Origin of the sequence: Paucibacter soli (assembly GCF_037482845.1) — a bacterium.
Taxonomy (GTDB): Bacteria; Pseudomonadota; Gammaproteobacteria; order Burkholderiales; family Burkholderiaceae_C; genus Paucibacter_B; species Paucibacter_B soli.
Genome location: NZ_JBBHJW010000009.1, coordinates 198,553 through 215,425 on the forward strand (window position 1 = coordinate 198,553; position 16,873 = coordinate 215,425).

Consider the following 16,873-nt stretch of genomic DNA (forward strand, 5'->3'; position numbering starts at 1 on the left):
TTCCACCCGAACCGATATTGGGAGTTTCAGTACACGAGCATGGCTACCGTTCTTCCGCCCCGGCCGGGGCGACCTTCCCGCCATCCCGTCGATGTGTTGCGCACTCAGATCTGGTTCCGAGCGCTGAAGCTAGCTTCGGGTTTGCCATCGGCCTATGCCATCGAAGCGGCTTTGGAAGGTCGGCCGGGAGACGGCGCCGGCGCCACTGTCTGGCGACCGCGCAAATGGGATGGCTACGAGCGCGGACGCAAGGTTCCTGAAGCCCGGCCAGGTCGAGTCGATGCAGTGGAGCGAGCGGAAGCGGTATTTCCGGGAACCGCCCGGTGGTTTCACAGTCCGCTGTGGCGGGTGCTCAAGAGGGAGCCGATGGAGTCTCACCAGATCGAAGCGGCGCTGCTTTCGCTACAGCCTGAGGTGGTGGATCTGCTCTTCAAGGATGACCCCGGCTCTCTCCAGCGCAAGCGCCTCGCTGCCATGACGATCCAACACTTGGACCGACTTGCGGCTTTGAGCAGTTTTGATGCTCTGGTGGCTGCCGTCTTGTTGGTCCAGCTGTCGACCGCAGTTGGTTCGGCTGAACTTCGCGAATGGGCGTTGACGACTTATGGGATCTTGCAACCTGAGGTCGCGGACGCGCCGGAAACTCAGCTCAACTATCCCGAGCTCTTTACTTTTGTCGACCGCGCATGCCCCCACTGGGTCCAGGTGTCCCCCAGCATGCGGCTGAACGTGCACGTGTTCTGGCACGAGGTGGCGCGCAAGAGCTGGGGTCAGGACCGAATGGACTATATCGAGGCCCGGCTGACGCAGCTTGGGCTCATCCAGTTCGACAATCCCGCTTGGCAATCGCTGGCTGATCTGTAGCTACCTACACAGTTGCAGGCCACTCCCGTACCATGTTCGCAAGAACATAGGGAGGACTATGCACATTGAGACCGTTTGGGTTCGCAACTTCCGGCGCCTTCAGGACGCGCGTATTGACCTAGCGTCCGACATTTCGATCTTCGTCGGAGCCAACAACAGCGGCAAGACTTCGGCTGCTCACGCGTTGCAACTGTTCACTGTCGCATCGAAAGATCGGTTTTCACTCCACGACTTCAGCTCTGAATGCTGGGATGCAATCAACGCGTTCGGCGAGGGCGTTGAAGGCGCTGCACTGCCAACGATTTCGATCGATATCTGGTTCAGCGTCCAGCCTGCAGACCTGCACCGGGTGGTGGACCTGCTGCCGAGCTTGGAATGGCAAGGCGGCCGAGTTGGAATTCGTGTGGAACTTGCTGCATCGGACGCACCTGCACTGCGAGCCAGCTTTCAAGAGGCGCGCGCCCGGGCCCGGCTTGCGCAGCCCCAGCAGGCTGAGCAGCCTCAAGCACCAGGCATGAGCGAACAGCCGGTGCAGCGAGATACCGCGTACGACCCTCAGCCACGCACACTCTGTGACTACCTTGCCGATGCCATTGGCGATCGCTTTCGGCGTGATTTTGAACTGCGCTATTACGTTCTCGACAGCGCGCAGTTCGACATGAATATGCGAGCGGCTGAAGGCTACACGCCGCTGCGAATGATGCCCGACAAGGGCCGAAGCGGTAGGGACGTGATAGCCAGTCTGGTAAAGGTCGATTTCCTTCACGCACAGCGCCACTTGTCAGATTCGAATGGCGGCGCGCGATCCGAAGATTTGTCTCGTTGCTTGAGTCGGTTCTACGAGAGAAACCTGGAAAAGCGGGGCGAGGACTACGACGCACAGCGAGCGCTGTCGCAATCCGAGGCCTTGCTGAACGACCATTTGGAGCGCGTCTTCGGCCCAACACTTGAACGGTTGGCCGAGCTTGGCTATCCAGGTATCAACAACCCTCGGCTGCTGATCAAGACTGCACTGAATCCTGCGACGATCCTCAGCAGCCATGAAGGAGCCCGGGTTCACTACGCGGTGGGAGCTATCGGCTCCGATACCTCGGCTACGCTGCCGGATAGGTACAACGGCCTGGGGTTCAAGAATCTGATCTACATGGTTGTCGAATTGCTCGACGCCCATTCGAGGTGGTTGGACATCGACGAAAACCGGCCGCCTTTGCACTTGATCTTCATTGAAGAGCCTGAAGCTCATCTGCATGCGCAGCTGCAGCAGGTCTTCGTACGGAAGGTGCTCGACATCCTTGCGGTGCCCGAAGAAGACGCGCCGTACTGCACCAGCCAGCTCGTCATCTCGACCCATTCACCGCATGTGCTCTTCGAGCGCGGATTTCGGCCCATCCGATATTTCCGCCGCACGACAGACTCCGGCGTGCAGCGGTCCCAGGTTCTCAGCATGGCAGCCTTCTATGAGAAGGCCAATGACCCGAACGACCCTGCAGACCGAACGAGGGACTTCCTGGAGCGTTATCTCAGACTCACGCATTGCGATCTGTTTTTTGCTGACGCGGCTGTCTTGGTGGAGGGCAATGTCGAACGTCTCTTGATGCAGCAGATGATCGCCAAGTCGGCGCCACGGCTGCAGTCAACTTACCTCAGCATCCTTGAGATCGGCGGCGCCTTCGGTCACCGATTCAAAGGCCTCGTCGACTTCCTGGGCCTGACCGCTCTGATCGTGACCGACATCGACAGTGTCTTGCCTCCTGCCGCCGGCACAATGGCGGCAGAAGGGGCCGGGACAGTCGACGAAGATCATGCCGACGCTGATCCCGATGCCGACGAGGAAGCGGAAGAGGCTGACGCAAGTCGTCGTGGACGCAAAGCGTGTATGGTCCACGAGGCCGGGGCACTCACCTCGAATCAAACGCTGGTCAAGTGGCTTCCTGGGTGCAGCACTATCGCCGACCTTCTCGCAGCGACAGCCGACCAGCGCATTCAACCTCGGGTTGTAGCTGAAGACGCGCTTGTGCGCGTCGCGTATCAGATGCCTGTTGAGGTAACTTGGCGCGGCGCGACGGAGATGAGAACGGGAAGGACCTTGGAAGAGGCCTTCGCTCTGCAAAATTTGTCGTGGTGCCAGGACGCTGCCCGTCAGGACCTGGGCTTGCGGATCAAAGGCTGCAACAAGCTGAGCCTTGGCGAACTCTCACAGAGCTTGTATCGCAAGGTCAAGAATCCGAGTTTCCACAAGACTGACTTCGCACTCGCACTGCTGGCCCAGGACCCGACAGCCTGGACTGTACCGAGCTACATCGCCGATGGCCTGCAGTGGCTGGAGGATCGAGTGGCACCGTCTAGCCCCCCGGCGGAGCCCCTAGCCGGTAACGCGGATGTCGCACCATGACTCGGCGCGTCGGACAGCCTGATACACAGGCGGATTTGGACCTGCGTGCTTGCTTGGACGAGCGGCCTCCGCGCAGTTTTGTAATGGTCGCCGGTGCCGGGTCCGGGAAGACAACGTCGCTCGTGAAGGCCCTTGCCCATCTCGGACAGACGCGGCGCGATGAGCTCAAGACACGAGGCCAGCGAATTGCCTGCATCACATACACGGACGTGGCGGTCAAGGAAATATGGGGCGACGTAGGGAACGATCTGCTCTTCCACGTTTCAACGATTCACAGCTTCTTGTGGACCGTAGTGCGGCCATTCCAGGTCAACCTGAAGACATGGGTCATCAAGCGGATTCACGAAAAGATCGCCGAGGCTCAGGAACACCATGACAAACCAAGGACGCGCGCCGCGACGCGCGAGCGCTTGGTCGGTGACATTGCCCGCTATCGACGTCACATGGAGGCCGTGGGACAACGAACGCACTTCTCGTACGGAGCCGGCAGCGATTTCGCGCGCGGCGTCCTTGGTCATACGGACGTCATTGCGGCAGCTGTCGACCTGATCGAGCAAAGTCAACTGCTGCGCGATGTCATTGCAAGCCGATATCCGGTTCTGTTTGTCGATGAGAGTCAGGACACGCGGCCCGATATCGTTGCAGCCTTTCGTCGAATTGCCGAGACGACCCCGGTCGAGTTCTGTCTTGGCTTCTTCGGTGATCCCATGCAGAAGATCTACATGGACGGCGCCGGTGCCATTGATGCGCCTGCGGGCTGGCGACAGATCACCAAGCCAGAGAATTTTCGGTGTCCGAAGCATGTGCTGCGCCTCGTGAATGCCGTTCGCCAGCCAGGCGACGGCCTGGTTCAAACACGCGGCCGAACAGAAATGATCGACGGAAAATCGGTCCAGGTTGAGGGCTCGGCGAGGATCTTCTTACTCGCGGCCGACGCGAACCGCTCGGCGAAGCTGGAGAAAGTCCGTGAATGGCTTCGCCGGGTCAACAAGGACGAGCGATGGGTGAGCGGCGATCGCGAAGCCGATGTCCGAGTATTGGTAGTCGTGCACCGTATGGCCGCGACGAGATTGGGTTTTCCCAATCTGTATGCCGCGCTGAACGACGAGGCTCCTTCAAGCATCAAGGAAGGCCTGAAGGACGGCACCGCCTGGCCGCTTCGGCCGTTCTTGACTTTCCTGTTGCCGTTGACAATGGCTGTGCTCGAGGATCGGAGCTTCGATGTGATGACGCTTCTGCGCGCCGAGTGCCCGCTGCTAAGTTCTTCAAGCCTGATCGGCAACACCGCCCCCGATGTTTTGACGAGGCTAAGGGCGTCGACCGACGAATTGGCGCGGTTGATGCAGTCCAGCAACTCCACGCTTCGGGAAGCGCTCACGAGTGCATTGGATGGCGGTCTACTGGTGCTCGACGAGGCCTGGACCAAGTATCTCGATGCAGATCCAGATTTGCTCGCTGCCGATGATGATCCTGAAGTGCCTTCTGTGTTGGCGCTACTTGGATGCAGGGTCAGTGAGTTGGATGGTTATCGCCACTACCTTGAAGATTTGTCGCCGTTTGCCACACAGCAAGGCGTGAAAGGTGCAGAGTTTGAGAGGGTGCTCGTCCTCATCGATGACGACGAGGGTCGCGGGCAACGGCAGTTCTCGTACGAGAAGTACCTCGGCATGGTCGCGCTGTCGGACACGGACAACGAGAACATCGCGAGCGGCACCGATAGCGTTGTTGATCGCACGAGGCGGCTTTTCTATGTGTGCTGTTCCAGAGCCACGCGTGATCTTGCTGTGGTTCTCTTTGCGGCCGACGTCGACCTGGCCCGAGAAAGCGTCGAGAGAACTGGCCTCTTCACATCAGAAGCTATCGTGGATGAAGCAGCCCTCGAAGGGGTCCTGGAATGAACGGTGATCGCTTGGCGACGTGAGGAGGCCCAGGAGGCGTCTAAGAGGGGCTCAGTCAGACGCCGAACAGGTCACCAAGGCTCTGTGCGTTTTCTAGATACAGCTGGAACTGCGGAGGCTGATCGCGCGCGACATCCGTTGCAAGCCTCAGATCTTGAACGACGTAGCTAGCCAGCGCTTTCCTCACTCGCAAAGCCATCGAAGCCTTACCCCCGAAATATTCCCGACGAAGTAGGCGTTGATTCCCCTCCCCGAGCGCAGGGTGAGCCACAACCTTCAGAGTGACATACCTATTCCAGTCGGTGTCGTGCCTCCGAAGCTTTGGGGCGGGGGCGCTTAGTGGCTGGAACGAAAGCACACGCCCCAGAGCGAAGTCCCGGAAGTCCTTTCGCAGTTCACACCATGCCCGTACATGCCAGCGTCGTGGCGCGCGCACGAGACCATGAGGAAAGATGGTTCTTTCCACTCCGTCTGGGTGATTCATAGAGCCATAGGCAATACGCAGACCTGTGTTTGATCGGATTGCATTAACCAGGGCTGCAAAGAGCAGGGGGTCCTCGCTCAACAGGGCCGGCCTGGCATCAATCACCAAGTCTGAACAGGCCAGACTGCTGGCCGCACCAGAGAGCAGCCGAAGATAGTCATCGGCCGATGTCGCAGGCACGTCTTTGTCGAATCGCGTCGATGGCTTTACGGGCGCACGCGGGCTTGAGCGAGTGACCACTGCGCCGCGCTCTGCAATGTAGGCGGCGAGCAGCCGGCTCGACTGGACCGCCTGAACACCGAAAACCTCTCGGATTCGCGCGTTTGAGAGCTCACCTTCCCAGCGCACAAGGACGTCCATGTCCCTGATGCGCTGCGAGGCATCTTCTTGGCTACTTCCCGGGGAAGGTTTGGCGCTAGAGGTGGGCACGGTGTGATTATTCACTGAGGATAACTGTTGAAGTATACAGGGGGCACGCTCGCCTTCAATGAGCAGATTGCAATACTTATCCTGATGGATATGTTATCGTTGCGGCTAACTGTAAAAAATTTCAGACTAACTGCACAATGGACTGCATGCCGCTGTTGAGGTTGAGCGCACGACTGCTTGACCTTCACGACGCCCAGCGAGAGCCGGGAAACGCGCCTGTTTACGTGCAAGAGGAGCGCGCAGGTTTGCGCGATGGGCGATATCTTGATCTCGCAGCCCTCGTGCTCGACGCGCTCCGAGGGTTTGCACATGAGTCCGGCAACGAATTCATTGGGTTCGACGCGCTGTTGATCGCTGTCGGGGAAGTCGCGCCTCAGGTCGATCCCGAGGATCTCCGCTACGTCCTCAATGTGCTCTCGCGGCCGACGGAGCTGTGGGCAATCGATAGATCCGACGAGCGGTCAGACCTTGTTAGCGACAAGCAGACGAACTTGGTAGAGCGGACGCACTACGCCGATGACTACCGGCTGACGTCCACAGGCCGGGATGCGATCAGCGTCTCTTCCAACATCAGCGACTTCGCCTATGCGGAAGGTGATGCCCTCAAGCTTTTGCGCGCCATTGAGTCCGGCGATTTTGATGTGGTGCCCTCCTTCTCCGATGGCCTCTTGGACACGATTCGGTTCGCCAGCGTAGAGCTGCGGCAGGAGATTGAGCGAGGCCAGGTGGACCGGGACTCGGAGGTGTTCAGGGTCAAGATGCCGCGATTTCGCGATGTCATCGAGAAGACGTCCGAACTCCTTCGTCAGGCTGAGGCGCGACTGAAGTCCTGGCGTGCACCTGACAACGACGAACTTGACGACACGTTGGTCGTGGACGTGTACGACCTTGAGCACCAAGTTCTACGCGTCTACCAAGCGCTGGAATCGTTCGGGCGCGACCTGGCGGAGCTGACGAAGATCGCTGCCAAGCGCCGCACGTCAGCGGTCAGTGCCACCGATTTCCTTGAAGTGGCATTGAACCTGGTCAAGCGCCCGCCGTCGGATCGCCAGATCGAGTCGCTGTTTCGCCGGTTCGGTCCGCTTCGTCTCAATGGGATCTTTCCATCGCCGGCAGATGTCCGAGGCAGAGTGCGGATTTCGTTGACCAGGGAAGAGATGGCGCCGCGCTTCGAGACTGATTTGGGAGCAACAGACGTCGTTGATACCCGTTTGAGATTTCTTGGCGAGTACGGGGACGTGATCCGGTCTCGCCTTGCGTCCGGGCCGCTGCCGCTGTCTGAAGCGCTGGAACGTGGGTGGTGCGTCCTGGATGGCAGGCTCGAGCTGGCAGAACTGCTTGGTGTCTATGTAGCTCCCTGGGCATTGAGCGAGGACGAGCCCATTGAACTTCGGATTCCGCACGAGGTGGTGACCCGGTCCGACGGCCTGCTTGGCGAGTTGATCTATTCCGACCTGGAGTTGACCAGGGGCGAAAGGGGGGAATCAGCATGAACCGAATCGAGATGGGCCGCGTCCAGGCTTTCCTGCTTCAGCATCGCCGGATGGAGACGATCCCCCGAGGGAAAGGACGCGCGGACGAGCGCGAACTGGCTCGACTGCTGAACGACGCCGACCTTGAGGCACGCACCGAACTCGAAGGCCTACTGCAGGGTTTCGGTTTCGACCTAGTGGCGCTGGACGACTTCCAGACGCAGGGATTGGCTCATGGAGGCAAGGTCTTTCTGTTGCCGCGGCGCTTGGACCAGGTGAGCGCGTTGTTCAGCGAGCGATGGATCGACGAACGCATGCAGCTCAAGAACGAGACCATCACAACGCGGCGCATCTGGTTCACCCAGCTCTGGTTCGTGCTGCTGGCCCTTTTCTACACCCATCGCAACCGCGTCGCCACAGAAGTGACGCGCTATGTGGAGACGACCTTTACGCGCGCCGACCTCGTGCAGGCCATGCATGAGTACATCAACGACTTGGTCCGAAAAATTGGGCATGACGCGCTGGAGGGTGACGCGGTCTACAACTGCTTGATCTCGGAGAGCGGCACCCAGGTGGACAAGTACGCAGGGCGGTTCATCGAGCTGATGGTGGACGGCGTGCAAGTCGATGACCTCGGTGCGGACCGCTACCGCCAGTCACTGCTCGGTGCGCTGGAGATGAAGAACAACCATCTCCAGGGTCTTGAACCCTGGATCCAAGCCACTGCCCCCCTTGAGGCAGGTCGTGAGTTGCTGGTTCGCCCCTCCGATTCCTCCGAAAGCTGAAAAACCATGGCACTCATCAACCGAATCGAGATCGTCAATTACCTCTGCGAAGGCTGGGTGCCCAGCATGGGTGTTGCGAACTGGCGCCCGCTATGGCCAGCCAACGTCATAAACCTTTGTGGTGCGTCTACTGCGGTGCAAGTTCCCAACGGCGGAGGCAAGACGTCGCTGACCAACGCGGTCCTTTACCTGCTGAGCCAGGATCGCGTGCTGAAGCCTCGCTTTCTCGAACGGTGCTCACCGGCTGGCATGGTGCCCACACACATTCGAATCGAGTTCGCGATCCTCCAGGATCAAGACCTGACCCAGCGGGACCTGATGACGCCAGACCCGGAAAACTCGCCGGCCGAAACTTTCGTGATCGGGGTCTGTGCCAACCGCGATGACGACAGCCCACTCTTCTACCGCTATTCCGGCGCGCTGGAGGACGTTCCGGCCTGCCGGATGGACGGCACCGCCATCGAGTTCACCACCTTGTCCGCTTTGAAAGCCGCAGTCAAGAACATCCGAGGTCAATGGAATATCGGGAGCACCGCTGGCGAGTGGAGCAAGGTGGTCGGGATGTTCATGAGCCCAGATGTCGTCAGGCAGAACGTCATGTTCCATCGCGAAGGTGCTGGCGATGCGTCTGCAGCTTTCTCCAAGGTCACGCCCGGACCGGGGGAGCGATTCGACGAGGCTTACTTTCGCCAGGTCGTCGCGCCCCAACTCCTGATGAACGTCATGGGAGATTCAGCCGAAGAGGACGAGCGCAATGTCGAAGACACCATCATGAGGTCGATGAGCAGCTTCATCGACGCCAAGCTGCAGGTGGAATCCAAGGAGGCCTATCTCAAGGGCCGCGAGGCGCTGGAGGCCGAACTGCGGCCGGTTCTGGATGCCGCCGGCAAGATCGAGGACGCCTCGGGCGCCTATCAGACTCAGCTACAGACCCTGGCCGTCGATGCAGCCTTCCTGAAACGCTTTGTCGACATGAAGGATTCCAGGGTGCCAGGCGTACCCAACGAACTGGGAGAGTTCTCGCTGAGCGCCAAAGTCAAGGAGTGTTTGAAGGCCATGGTGTTGGACAAGGACGGCAGCGTCCTCATCGAAAGCTCCGGCCTAGCGGCGCTTCTGGGCTTGAACACGGGTCGGCTGAATGAGATCGCCGGCCGTGCATCGACCGCTCAATCAGCGATTCCCCATCGGGTGGCAAGCTCGCAAGTCATTGATTTATATTGCGATATCAAAGAATCTGGGGGCCGCGGGGGCCAGCGCAAGGCGCTTCGGTACTACGATCTGGTGTCGGCGCGCGAGCTCGCATCGCACCGTCCGGAAGCCGCATCCGATCTGCTCGCTGTTTTGGACGAAGCGTTTGAGTTCGCCCGGACCACGCTGGACACGAACATCTTTCGCCATGAGGTGCGGCGCTTGACCCGCAGCAAGGCGACTCTGAAGGAGGGCATCGCGGACGCGGAGCGCGCCGGACGCGCCGCAGACGACGACAAGGAACGTCTAGAGCGTCAGGTCACCGAATGGCGCGAGAACCAGGGGGCGTACCAGGAGTTCTGCGCGCAATTTCACCTGCTGCCACAGGAATTCCACGATGCTCCGGCTCTTGTCCCGGCTTGGCTGGAAATGCAGACGAAGGTGCGCACCGATGCGGTCAACCAGCACATCAGGCGGGTCGGTGAACTGTCCGGCGGGTGGGCAGAACTCAACAAGGTTCGTAATGACTTGGGCCTGATCGGCATCGAAGATCGCATCGAGGAACTGCAAGCCGAACGCACCAGGGTCGAAACCTCCAAGGCGGACCGGTCGACCGATTTGCGGACCGCGCAGGCCGCATGCGACGACGGCGCAAAGGCTGCTGCCGACTTGCGTCGCGACATCGCCAGCACAGTAGCGCAGCTCAGCACGCTGTCGGAGCACCGCGAGGCGTTTGAAGCGTTTGTCGGCATCTTCGGCAAAGTGGATCCGCAGAAGGTTGCTCCCCCGGTGGATGAACACCGGCAGCTGGGCCTGAAGCGCCAGCAGTGGGAGGGGTTGCGCCGCACGAAGGTGCAGTCACAGGAGACGATGCAGCGCCTTGCAGGCGCCACGCGCGACTTCAAGCGGCTCTTCGGCGATGTCGACCCCCTGACCGTATCGCCGCAGCGACACCATGAAACCCTGTTGGAAGCGCAGAGCGCCGCTCAGGCGGAATACGCCCAGCACCAGCCCTTGGCGGAGAGCCTGGAGGAACACCTGGAGCGAACGGGACAGGATCCCGGCGTCTGGCTGCGGGACACGGACACGGCTCACGCCGACGCACTGGAGCGGGCGCGGCAGGCTCGCGCGTTGGTCGCAAAACTGGACCTCGAACTGGCGGCGCTCGACGACCTCGACCAGGTCGGCAATGCGGACTACGCCTCAGCCCATGGTGCTCTTGAGGCGGCGAGCATTCGCGTCGGCCGTGTCCTGGATGTGATCCGCGGTCTCAACCTGCCGAAGGATGATGCGTTGCCGCTGCTGGCCGCGCTGGGGCCGTTGCTGGATGCGCCCGTGGCCGTCGACATGGACCAGGCGGAAGCGGCCCTCTCGATCCTGCATCGCGGCGATCATGACGTGCCGGTGCTGCTGCTTGATCCGCTGATCGAGCGGCTCAAGCAAGGGCCGGGTCACCACACCGCGACTTCCGCCTCCCTGGGATTCTTTGCGGGCGCCAAGTCCCGGCGAATGCGCGCCATCGTCGATCCGGAGGCGTTGGCCGAGGAACGCTTGGCGCTTGCGCAGAAGAGGCAGGAGCATGAGGGGCACCGACAAACCGCCATGGCAGCGGCGGAGTCACTCACCCCGCACACCGACGCCTATCGTCAGGCCGTACGCGCCCAAGACGCCCAGAAGCGTGGCTCGGTCGCCAAGGCTGCTGCAGCCAGAACCGAACTGGCGACTTTGGAGGCGGCGCTTGAGGCAGCCAAGCGTCTTGTGTCCACCGAAGCGCTGACGCTGCTCCAGGATGCCAGCAAATTCGTCCAGGCCGGCGCCGATGAAGCGTTGGCCGCGGTGACTCAGGACATCGAAGAACTCACAGAGCAGCTCGTCAAGCTGGAGGAACGGGTGGCAGAAATCGCTCCCCTGGTCACGAGGGAGGCGATCGTCGCGCACGATGGCGCGCGCCGGTTCGTGCTGGCGGGTGGAGATGAGATGTTCCGAGCGCTGAGCGACAAGCGGTTGTCGCTTGAACAGCAGGTCGGGGCGATTGACGCCGAGATGCCTGCGCGCGCAACCAGATTGGCGAAATGCCAGTCCGATTTCGCTGCAGCCAGTGCTCGTGAACTCGCGTTCATGTCGACGTTCCAGACCACGCTGGATGGCCTGGTGCGGGCGCAGAAGTTCGAAGCAGATGGCCATGCGGCCTTCATGGAAACCCAGGCCCAGGTCCTCGCTGGACTCGAGGAGCTCCGCGATGCACTCGACCCGCTGAAGAAGATCAACTATCAGCGCGCGCATGACTTCAAGCTGCACCAGGGGCAGGATGAGGCGACCCTGCAGCGTCAGATCGGTGAGGCCAGGGCGCGCCGAGCCGACGCGGCGGCTAAGGCGATCAAGCTCAATGGAGAAGTAGAAACCCTGGAAGGCGAAATCGCGGAAACGCAGCTGGCTGCAGACGCCATGCACGAACTTGCCTTCTTCATGCGCAGCCGCAGGAATGCTGCGGCGCCGTTCGAAGAGGATCTGAGAAGCCGCGAAATCGGCTACTCACCCGCTGAAGCCCATGAGGCCTACGATGCTACGGAATCGCTGCGGTGGCAGTTGCGGGACTGGCGACCTGAACAGGGTCGGTTCGACCGCGCCTCCATCAGCGTGGTTCGCGGCGAGGTCGAAGCCATGGACATCGCTCGTACCGGCAAGGAGGTCGGGGACGCGCGCAAGTACGCCAACCGCGCCAGGTCAGACTTTGAGCGGGTCCGCGGCGAGTTTTGCACTAAAGCGCGTGCGTCGACCAGCGGTGGCTTCTCCGAAGGCGAGATCGAGGCGATCCAGTCCGCCAACACGTCTGCGGAGCTCTCGGACCTGGCCAAGATCAGTGAGCGTCTGCACGATCAGCTCAAGGCAGAGAAGGCCGAGCTCGAGCAGCTTCAGCAGTCGACCCAAGTGATCGAGTCAGCAAGCATCGAGACGCTGACGCGGCTCGTCGAGAGCTGCAAGGGTAACCTGGTGACGATGAATGCCGTGATGGCGCGCAACCCCAAAGCCCGTTTCACGATCAAGGCAGAGGTCATTTCGACGGAGAGCATCAAGCAGCTGATGGAGGATCTGCGCGATCACATCGAGGGCCGCAAGCGCGAGGCCAAGGATCGACAGAAGCTGACCCGTGGCGTCGGCGAAAGCAACGTCCGGACTGACATCCGCCGTGCGCTGATCGAGAGAATCTTCGTCAATCCTTCTGTCGAGTTCATCCATGTCGGCATGTGGGAAGGCAAGGAGCGGCCAGTACAGCCTGGCATGTCGGAGGGACAGAAGTCGGCGCTGCAGATGCTGTGGCTCATTCGCGAATCCGAGTACCACCTGGAATGTGCCGTGCTCCGGCACCTGGGTGGCGGCTCCAAGAAAAGGCTGCGCAGCAGGTCGCAACGCGTCCTGTTCTTCGACGGGCTCTTCAGCAATCTGACCGACCGTCGTCTCATCGACGAGGCGTTCATGGGGCTGGGTCAGGCCGACAGCAGCCTCCAGCTGATCGGGCTCATCCACAACCCAGAGTACCGAAACAACTCAAAGATCTTCCCGACATATGTCGTCGGCCGGCGCGTTGGCAACCGCGATACGGAAGGCCGACGCAGCTACATCCGGTTCGAAGACGGGCGGCCGGAGGGTTCAATGGGGCTCGCCACATTCATGCACAAGCGCCAACCAAACAGCAATGGAGCGCTCGATGGATGAAATCGGCAGCCCTTTGCTCGCGTGGTTGCGTCGTGCCTCGGGTCCCAAGGGGCGCAAACTCCTTGCGGCGGACGTGGCCTCTCGCGCGGCCCAGGCGCTCCGAACAGACCTGGTTTCCGTCTACGACGCACTCCGACAGTTGCGGGTGAGCGAACTGATCTCCTACAAGCCCGACACGATGGGGCTTCCGTACGCGGGATACCTGACCGTCGTCCCCGTCGCTGCCGATGTGTCGGCTACTGAGAAGGCTTGGCGCGAAGCTCTGGTGGCAGTGACCGACGACGCTCAACTCGCCGACGCTTTGGCGGTTTCCCATGCGATCTTCGATGGCCTGGAGGCCATCGACATGCAGCGTGTCATCCAGGGACTGATTCGAATCCGAGGCGCAGCAGCTTCGTTGGAAGATGACTTCGGATTCAGCGTGAGCGCGCGGCACATCCTGGGCTCATCCAAGGTGCTGAGCCGCTTGCCGCTGGCAACCCAGAGGCTATTGGGTATTGACCGACTCCCGTCGACCCCTCGCTACCTGGTCGTGGCGGGTCCAGCGCAGCCAACCGCAGTGCTGTTCATTGAGAACACGACCAGCTTCGAGCTTGCGGTCAAGGCAGGCGTGGACTCGAGCATCGCTTTGATCGCGGCCTACGGCTACGGCCTGAACATGATGTCTGACAGCAGCGCTGGTCTAGCTCTACTGGAAAGCGTACGAAGCCGGGGCTGCGAAATACTGAGCCGAACTGGCAGTGGGCACGATTTGGCAGAGTTGTTTTCCCACCAGCGGACCTATTTTTGGGGTGATTTGGATCGTGAAGGCTTGCGCATCGCACATGCCTTGCGGCAGCACATTCCACAGCTGGAACTTAGTGGGCTGTATCTACCAATGCGCGCCATGGTTGATCGCGATGAGAGCTCCCATCCATACATCATGCTGAGTGGCAAGGCGCAGCAGGCGCCTTGGACTCCCACCGGGAATGTTCAACTCGACGAACTTGCAACTGCTTGCGATGCTCGCGCAGTGGACCAGGAGGCAGTTGACATAGGCGGTTGCAAGCATCTGGCCTCGACTAGTTTCAGGGATGCAATGTCAACGCATTTCGATGTCTAGCAAGTTCGGGCCACAGTCCACTAGCCTCCGCCCAAAATTGAGAAAAGGGCCACCGCGACGCGTTTTGTGCAACTGCTCCATCAGGGCGTTTGCCTGCGTCATGCCAGGCGCATCAAATCCGGTAGCGCGATGTCACGCGGCGAGCGGCAACCGGAGCTGCAGGAGTCTGTGCTGCTGCGGGCTCCTGGGCCTGGACCGGCTCAGGCTCAGCGACTTGCTCGCGCGGCGCGGGAGCCGCGGCAGGGGTGGCAGCTGCAGCCCCAGGCCGAGCCGGTGCGCCCGAAGCCTCGGCTTCGAGTTTGAGGAGTCTGCGCTGCATGAGCGCAATCGCATCCTTCAATTCCCTTGCTGAGACACCCTCGCCCAGGCCGGTGACATTGAGCGCAGCGTCGACGAGCGATGCTGCGTTGATGGCACGTGCTTCGGCTACGATTTGCTCTTGGATCAGTGGAGCCACAACAAAGTTTGCAGCCAACTTCTGAGCCTCTGCCAGGAATCGAGCCCGGCCTTCTGGATAGCTGAGATCGTGTCCATTCAGGTTCGACTCCATCAGGAACCTGGAGAGCGGAGTCGCATGCTCGCAGAGCGTCCGGAAAGCCTCTTCACCGTGCGCCAGCACATACTCATCCGGATCCATGCCGGTCGGGAGTCGGGCAATCGCGATCTCGCAGCCGTCCGGCATCGACGGGGCCGCGGCGAGTACCGAGCGAAGCGCGCCAGCGTCGCCGGCACTGTCACCATCCAGGCAGAAGACCACTCGACGAGTCATTGCCCAGAGATTCTGGAATGTGGTCTCGTTTGCCGAGGCACCCATGACGGCGACGGCATTGTCGACACCGAACTGGTGCAACATCGCAACGTCCATGTAGCCCTCGACGACGACCGCATACCCGCAGCGCGAGATGCCTGCATAGGCCTCGTGCGCCCCGAACAGCAACTCCGACTTATGGAACCACTGAGTCTCCGGGGAGTTCATGTACTTCGGGCCGTGGGTGTTGAAGCCGCCCGGCACCAGGCGGCCAGCAAAGCCTACAACGCGGCCACTTCGGTCTTTGACCGGGAAGGTAATCCGGCCAGCCATGAAGGAACGTACCGGCTTAGTGGGATCGTCCTTGCTGGGCTCCCTGGCTAGGCCGGTTGCAATGGCCATTCGGGTCTGAGCCTGGTCGAGGTTCTGGAACTCACGCCCCCAGCAGAAGCCGATCCCAAATCGCTTGATCGTTTCCTCATTGATCCCGCGAGTGGCCAGATAGGCCATCGCATCATCCCTGCGGGCCAACTGCCAGGCGAACTTGCCCGCGGCGCGGCTCAACATGGACTCGGCGTCATCGAGGCGCCGTTCGTTGAACACGCCCAGCTCACGGCCCAGCGCGAACTTGGCGTCATCATCTTCCATGCCGTTGATGATTGCGTAAGCACCACAGACATTGCCGCTGATGCCGCAACCGTGGCAGCTGTAGATTTGCTTGGCGGTGTTCACGTAGAACGACGGCTTGTCGTCCTCGTGCGCTGGGGAAATGCACTTCCCGAAATACTCGTCCTTAGATTTAGGCGACGCCTTCATCTCCCTGAAGCGCTTTATGTAGTCAAGCAGGGGGAGACGATCCTTGATACGCTGCATCAGCGTCACTTGAGGCGCCGGAGCGACAGAACCTGCGCCATCCGACTGGGCGTTGGAAGATGCGCTGCGCGCAGTTGAGGCGGGCTGGCGTGGAGTCGGTTGGCTCTCAGCTGGCGGAGGGGCCCCGAGAGGAGACTGGGAGTCGGCTCCGTATGCTCCTGGCATGGTGGGCGAACGGGAGAACAGGACTTGGCGCTGCATGATGTTTCTCGTGACCAGAAAAAGAAGATGGATCGACTTCGGCAGCGCCAGCCGAATCACGAAAACACGTTGAGTGACGCCGTGAATCTGATACACTGTACACCATTTCAAGAGTCCAAACAAGTGAACAGAGCCTCCCAGTTGACCGCCGCTACCGCCCAATCCCTGGCCAAGCCCATACCGCCGGCTGACACGGTGGCTCTGGCTGTTCGGGCGCTTGAGTCCATTCAAACCCAGCTGTCTGGCGAAGGTGCCATGAAGGCTTTGAAGGCCGGCAACTCCTGCGCCAATGTGGATCCGAACCTGTGGTCTCCCGCCTGGGAGGGGGCGCGCGTTTTCCGTGACCAGTGGCTGATGGGCCTGGCGAGGAATACGCGCAACGAATGGCGGCGCGATGTCGCAGACATCATGGCAAATCAGCCCGCCTTCAACCAGGAGTCCAAGATCGCCGAGTCCCTCGAGGCCCGCCTGCGAATCACGCTGGACTTCGCGTTCACATACTTGACCCCACGTCATGTCTGCTTTCTCGGCGACGCGCTGATGCTTGCATTCGATTCCTCGATCCCGCCGGCGGAGCTCTCGAAAGAGATTGCGAACGCTGCAGCCCGATCTCCGAAACGGTCGGATCGACTCCTCGATGCGCTTGTCCTTGGTGTGAGCGGCATGTACCGGTACCAACCTGAGCGGGTGATGGCATCCAGCACTGGCGGCACGAACTTCTAA

10 protein-coding genes are annotated in these 16,873 nt (G+C 60.8%); 8 read left to right on the forward strand and 2 right to left on the reverse strand.

The genetic code is table 11. The annotated features are described in order from the left end of the window. Positions 1 to 39: 39 nt before the first annotated feature. The 3 genes from WG898_RS18975 to WG898_RS18985 are packed head-to-tail and all read left to right on the forward strand — an operon-like array spanning position 40 to position 5,154. Positions 40 to 864, forward strand: a complete 825-nt coding sequence (locus WG898_RS18975; protein WP_339604347.1) for a hypothetical protein — start codon at positions 40 to 42, stop codon at positions 862 to 864. Positions 865 to 922: 58 nt separating this feature from the next. Continuing rightward, a complete protein-coding gene (locus WG898_RS18980; RefSeq protein WP_339604348.1) occupies positions 923 to 3,256 on the forward strand; it encodes an ATP-dependent nuclease in 2,334 nt (777 codons plus the stop codon). Continuing rightward, the gene (locus tag WG898_RS18985; protein WP_444718971.1) at positions 3,253 to 5,154 is read left to right on the forward strand and encodes a UvrD-helicase domain-containing protein; all 1,902 of its coding nucleotides are present in this window, start codon (positions 3,253 to 3,255) and stop codon (positions 5,152 to 5,154) included. Before WG898_RS18980 ends, WG898_RS18985 begins: the two co-directional genes overlap by 4 nt. A gap of 55 nt (positions 5,155 to 5,209) precedes the next feature. On the opposite strand, the gene WG898_RS18990 is transcribed toward WG898_RS18985, so the two are convergent. Next, on the reverse strand, positions 5,210 to 6,082 hold the full coding sequence (locus tag WG898_RS18990) for a helix-turn-helix transcriptional regulator (protein WP_506546837.1): 873 nt from the start codon (positions 6,080 to 6,082) through the stop codon (positions 5,210 to 5,212). A gap of 131 nt (positions 6,083 to 6,213) precedes the next feature. On the opposite strand from WG898_RS18990, the gene WG898_RS18995 reads away from it, so the two are divergent. From WG898_RS18995 to WG898_RS19010, 4 genes are read left to right on the forward strand one after another with little or no spacing between them, the layout of a single operon-like run. Beyond that, entirely contained in the window at positions 6,214 to 7,560 is a 1,347-nt protein-coding gene (locus tag WG898_RS18995; protein ID WP_339604350.1) for a hypothetical protein, read from the forward strand. After that, positions 7,557 to 8,324 carry a hypothetical protein gene (locus WG898_RS19000; protein ID WP_339604351.1) on the forward strand — a complete coding sequence of 256 codons (768 nt, stop codon included), beginning with the start codon at positions 7,557 to 7,559 and terminating at the stop codon, positions 8,322 to 8,324. The genes WG898_RS18995 and WG898_RS19000 overlap by 4 nt, the downstream gene beginning before the upstream one ends. A gap of 6 nt (positions 8,325 to 8,330) precedes the next feature. Then, complete coding sequence (locus WG898_RS19005; protein WP_339604352.1) at positions 8,331 to 13,226, forward strand: coiled-coil domain-containing protein; 4,896 nt, start codon at positions 8,331 to 8,333, stop codon at positions 13,224 to 13,226. Then, positions 13,219 to 14,328, forward strand: coding sequence for a Wadjet anti-phage system protein JetD domain-containing protein (locus WG898_RS19010; RefSeq protein ID WP_339604353.1), 1,110 nt, complete (start codon positions 13,219 to 13,221; stop codon positions 14,326 to 14,328). Before WG898_RS19005 ends, WG898_RS19010 begins: the two co-directional genes overlap by 8 nt. Before the next feature lie 112 nt (positions 14,329 to 14,440). Here WG898_RS19010 and WG898_RS19015 read toward each other — a convergent pair whose 3' ends face one another. Beyond that, positions 14,441 to 15,949, reverse strand: coding sequence for a DNA primase (locus WG898_RS19015; protein ID WP_339604354.1), 1,509 nt, complete (start codon positions 15,947 to 15,949; stop codon positions 14,441 to 14,443). Between the two features lie 189 nt (positions 15,950 to 16,138). Between WG898_RS19015 and WG898_RS19020 the strand changes: the two genes are divergently transcribed. Continuing rightward, positions 16,139 to 16,873 (forward strand): hypothetical protein, encoded by a 735-nt coding sequence (locus WG898_RS19020; protein ID WP_339604355.1) that lies wholly within the window; start codon positions 16,139 to 16,141, stop codon positions 16,871 to 16,873.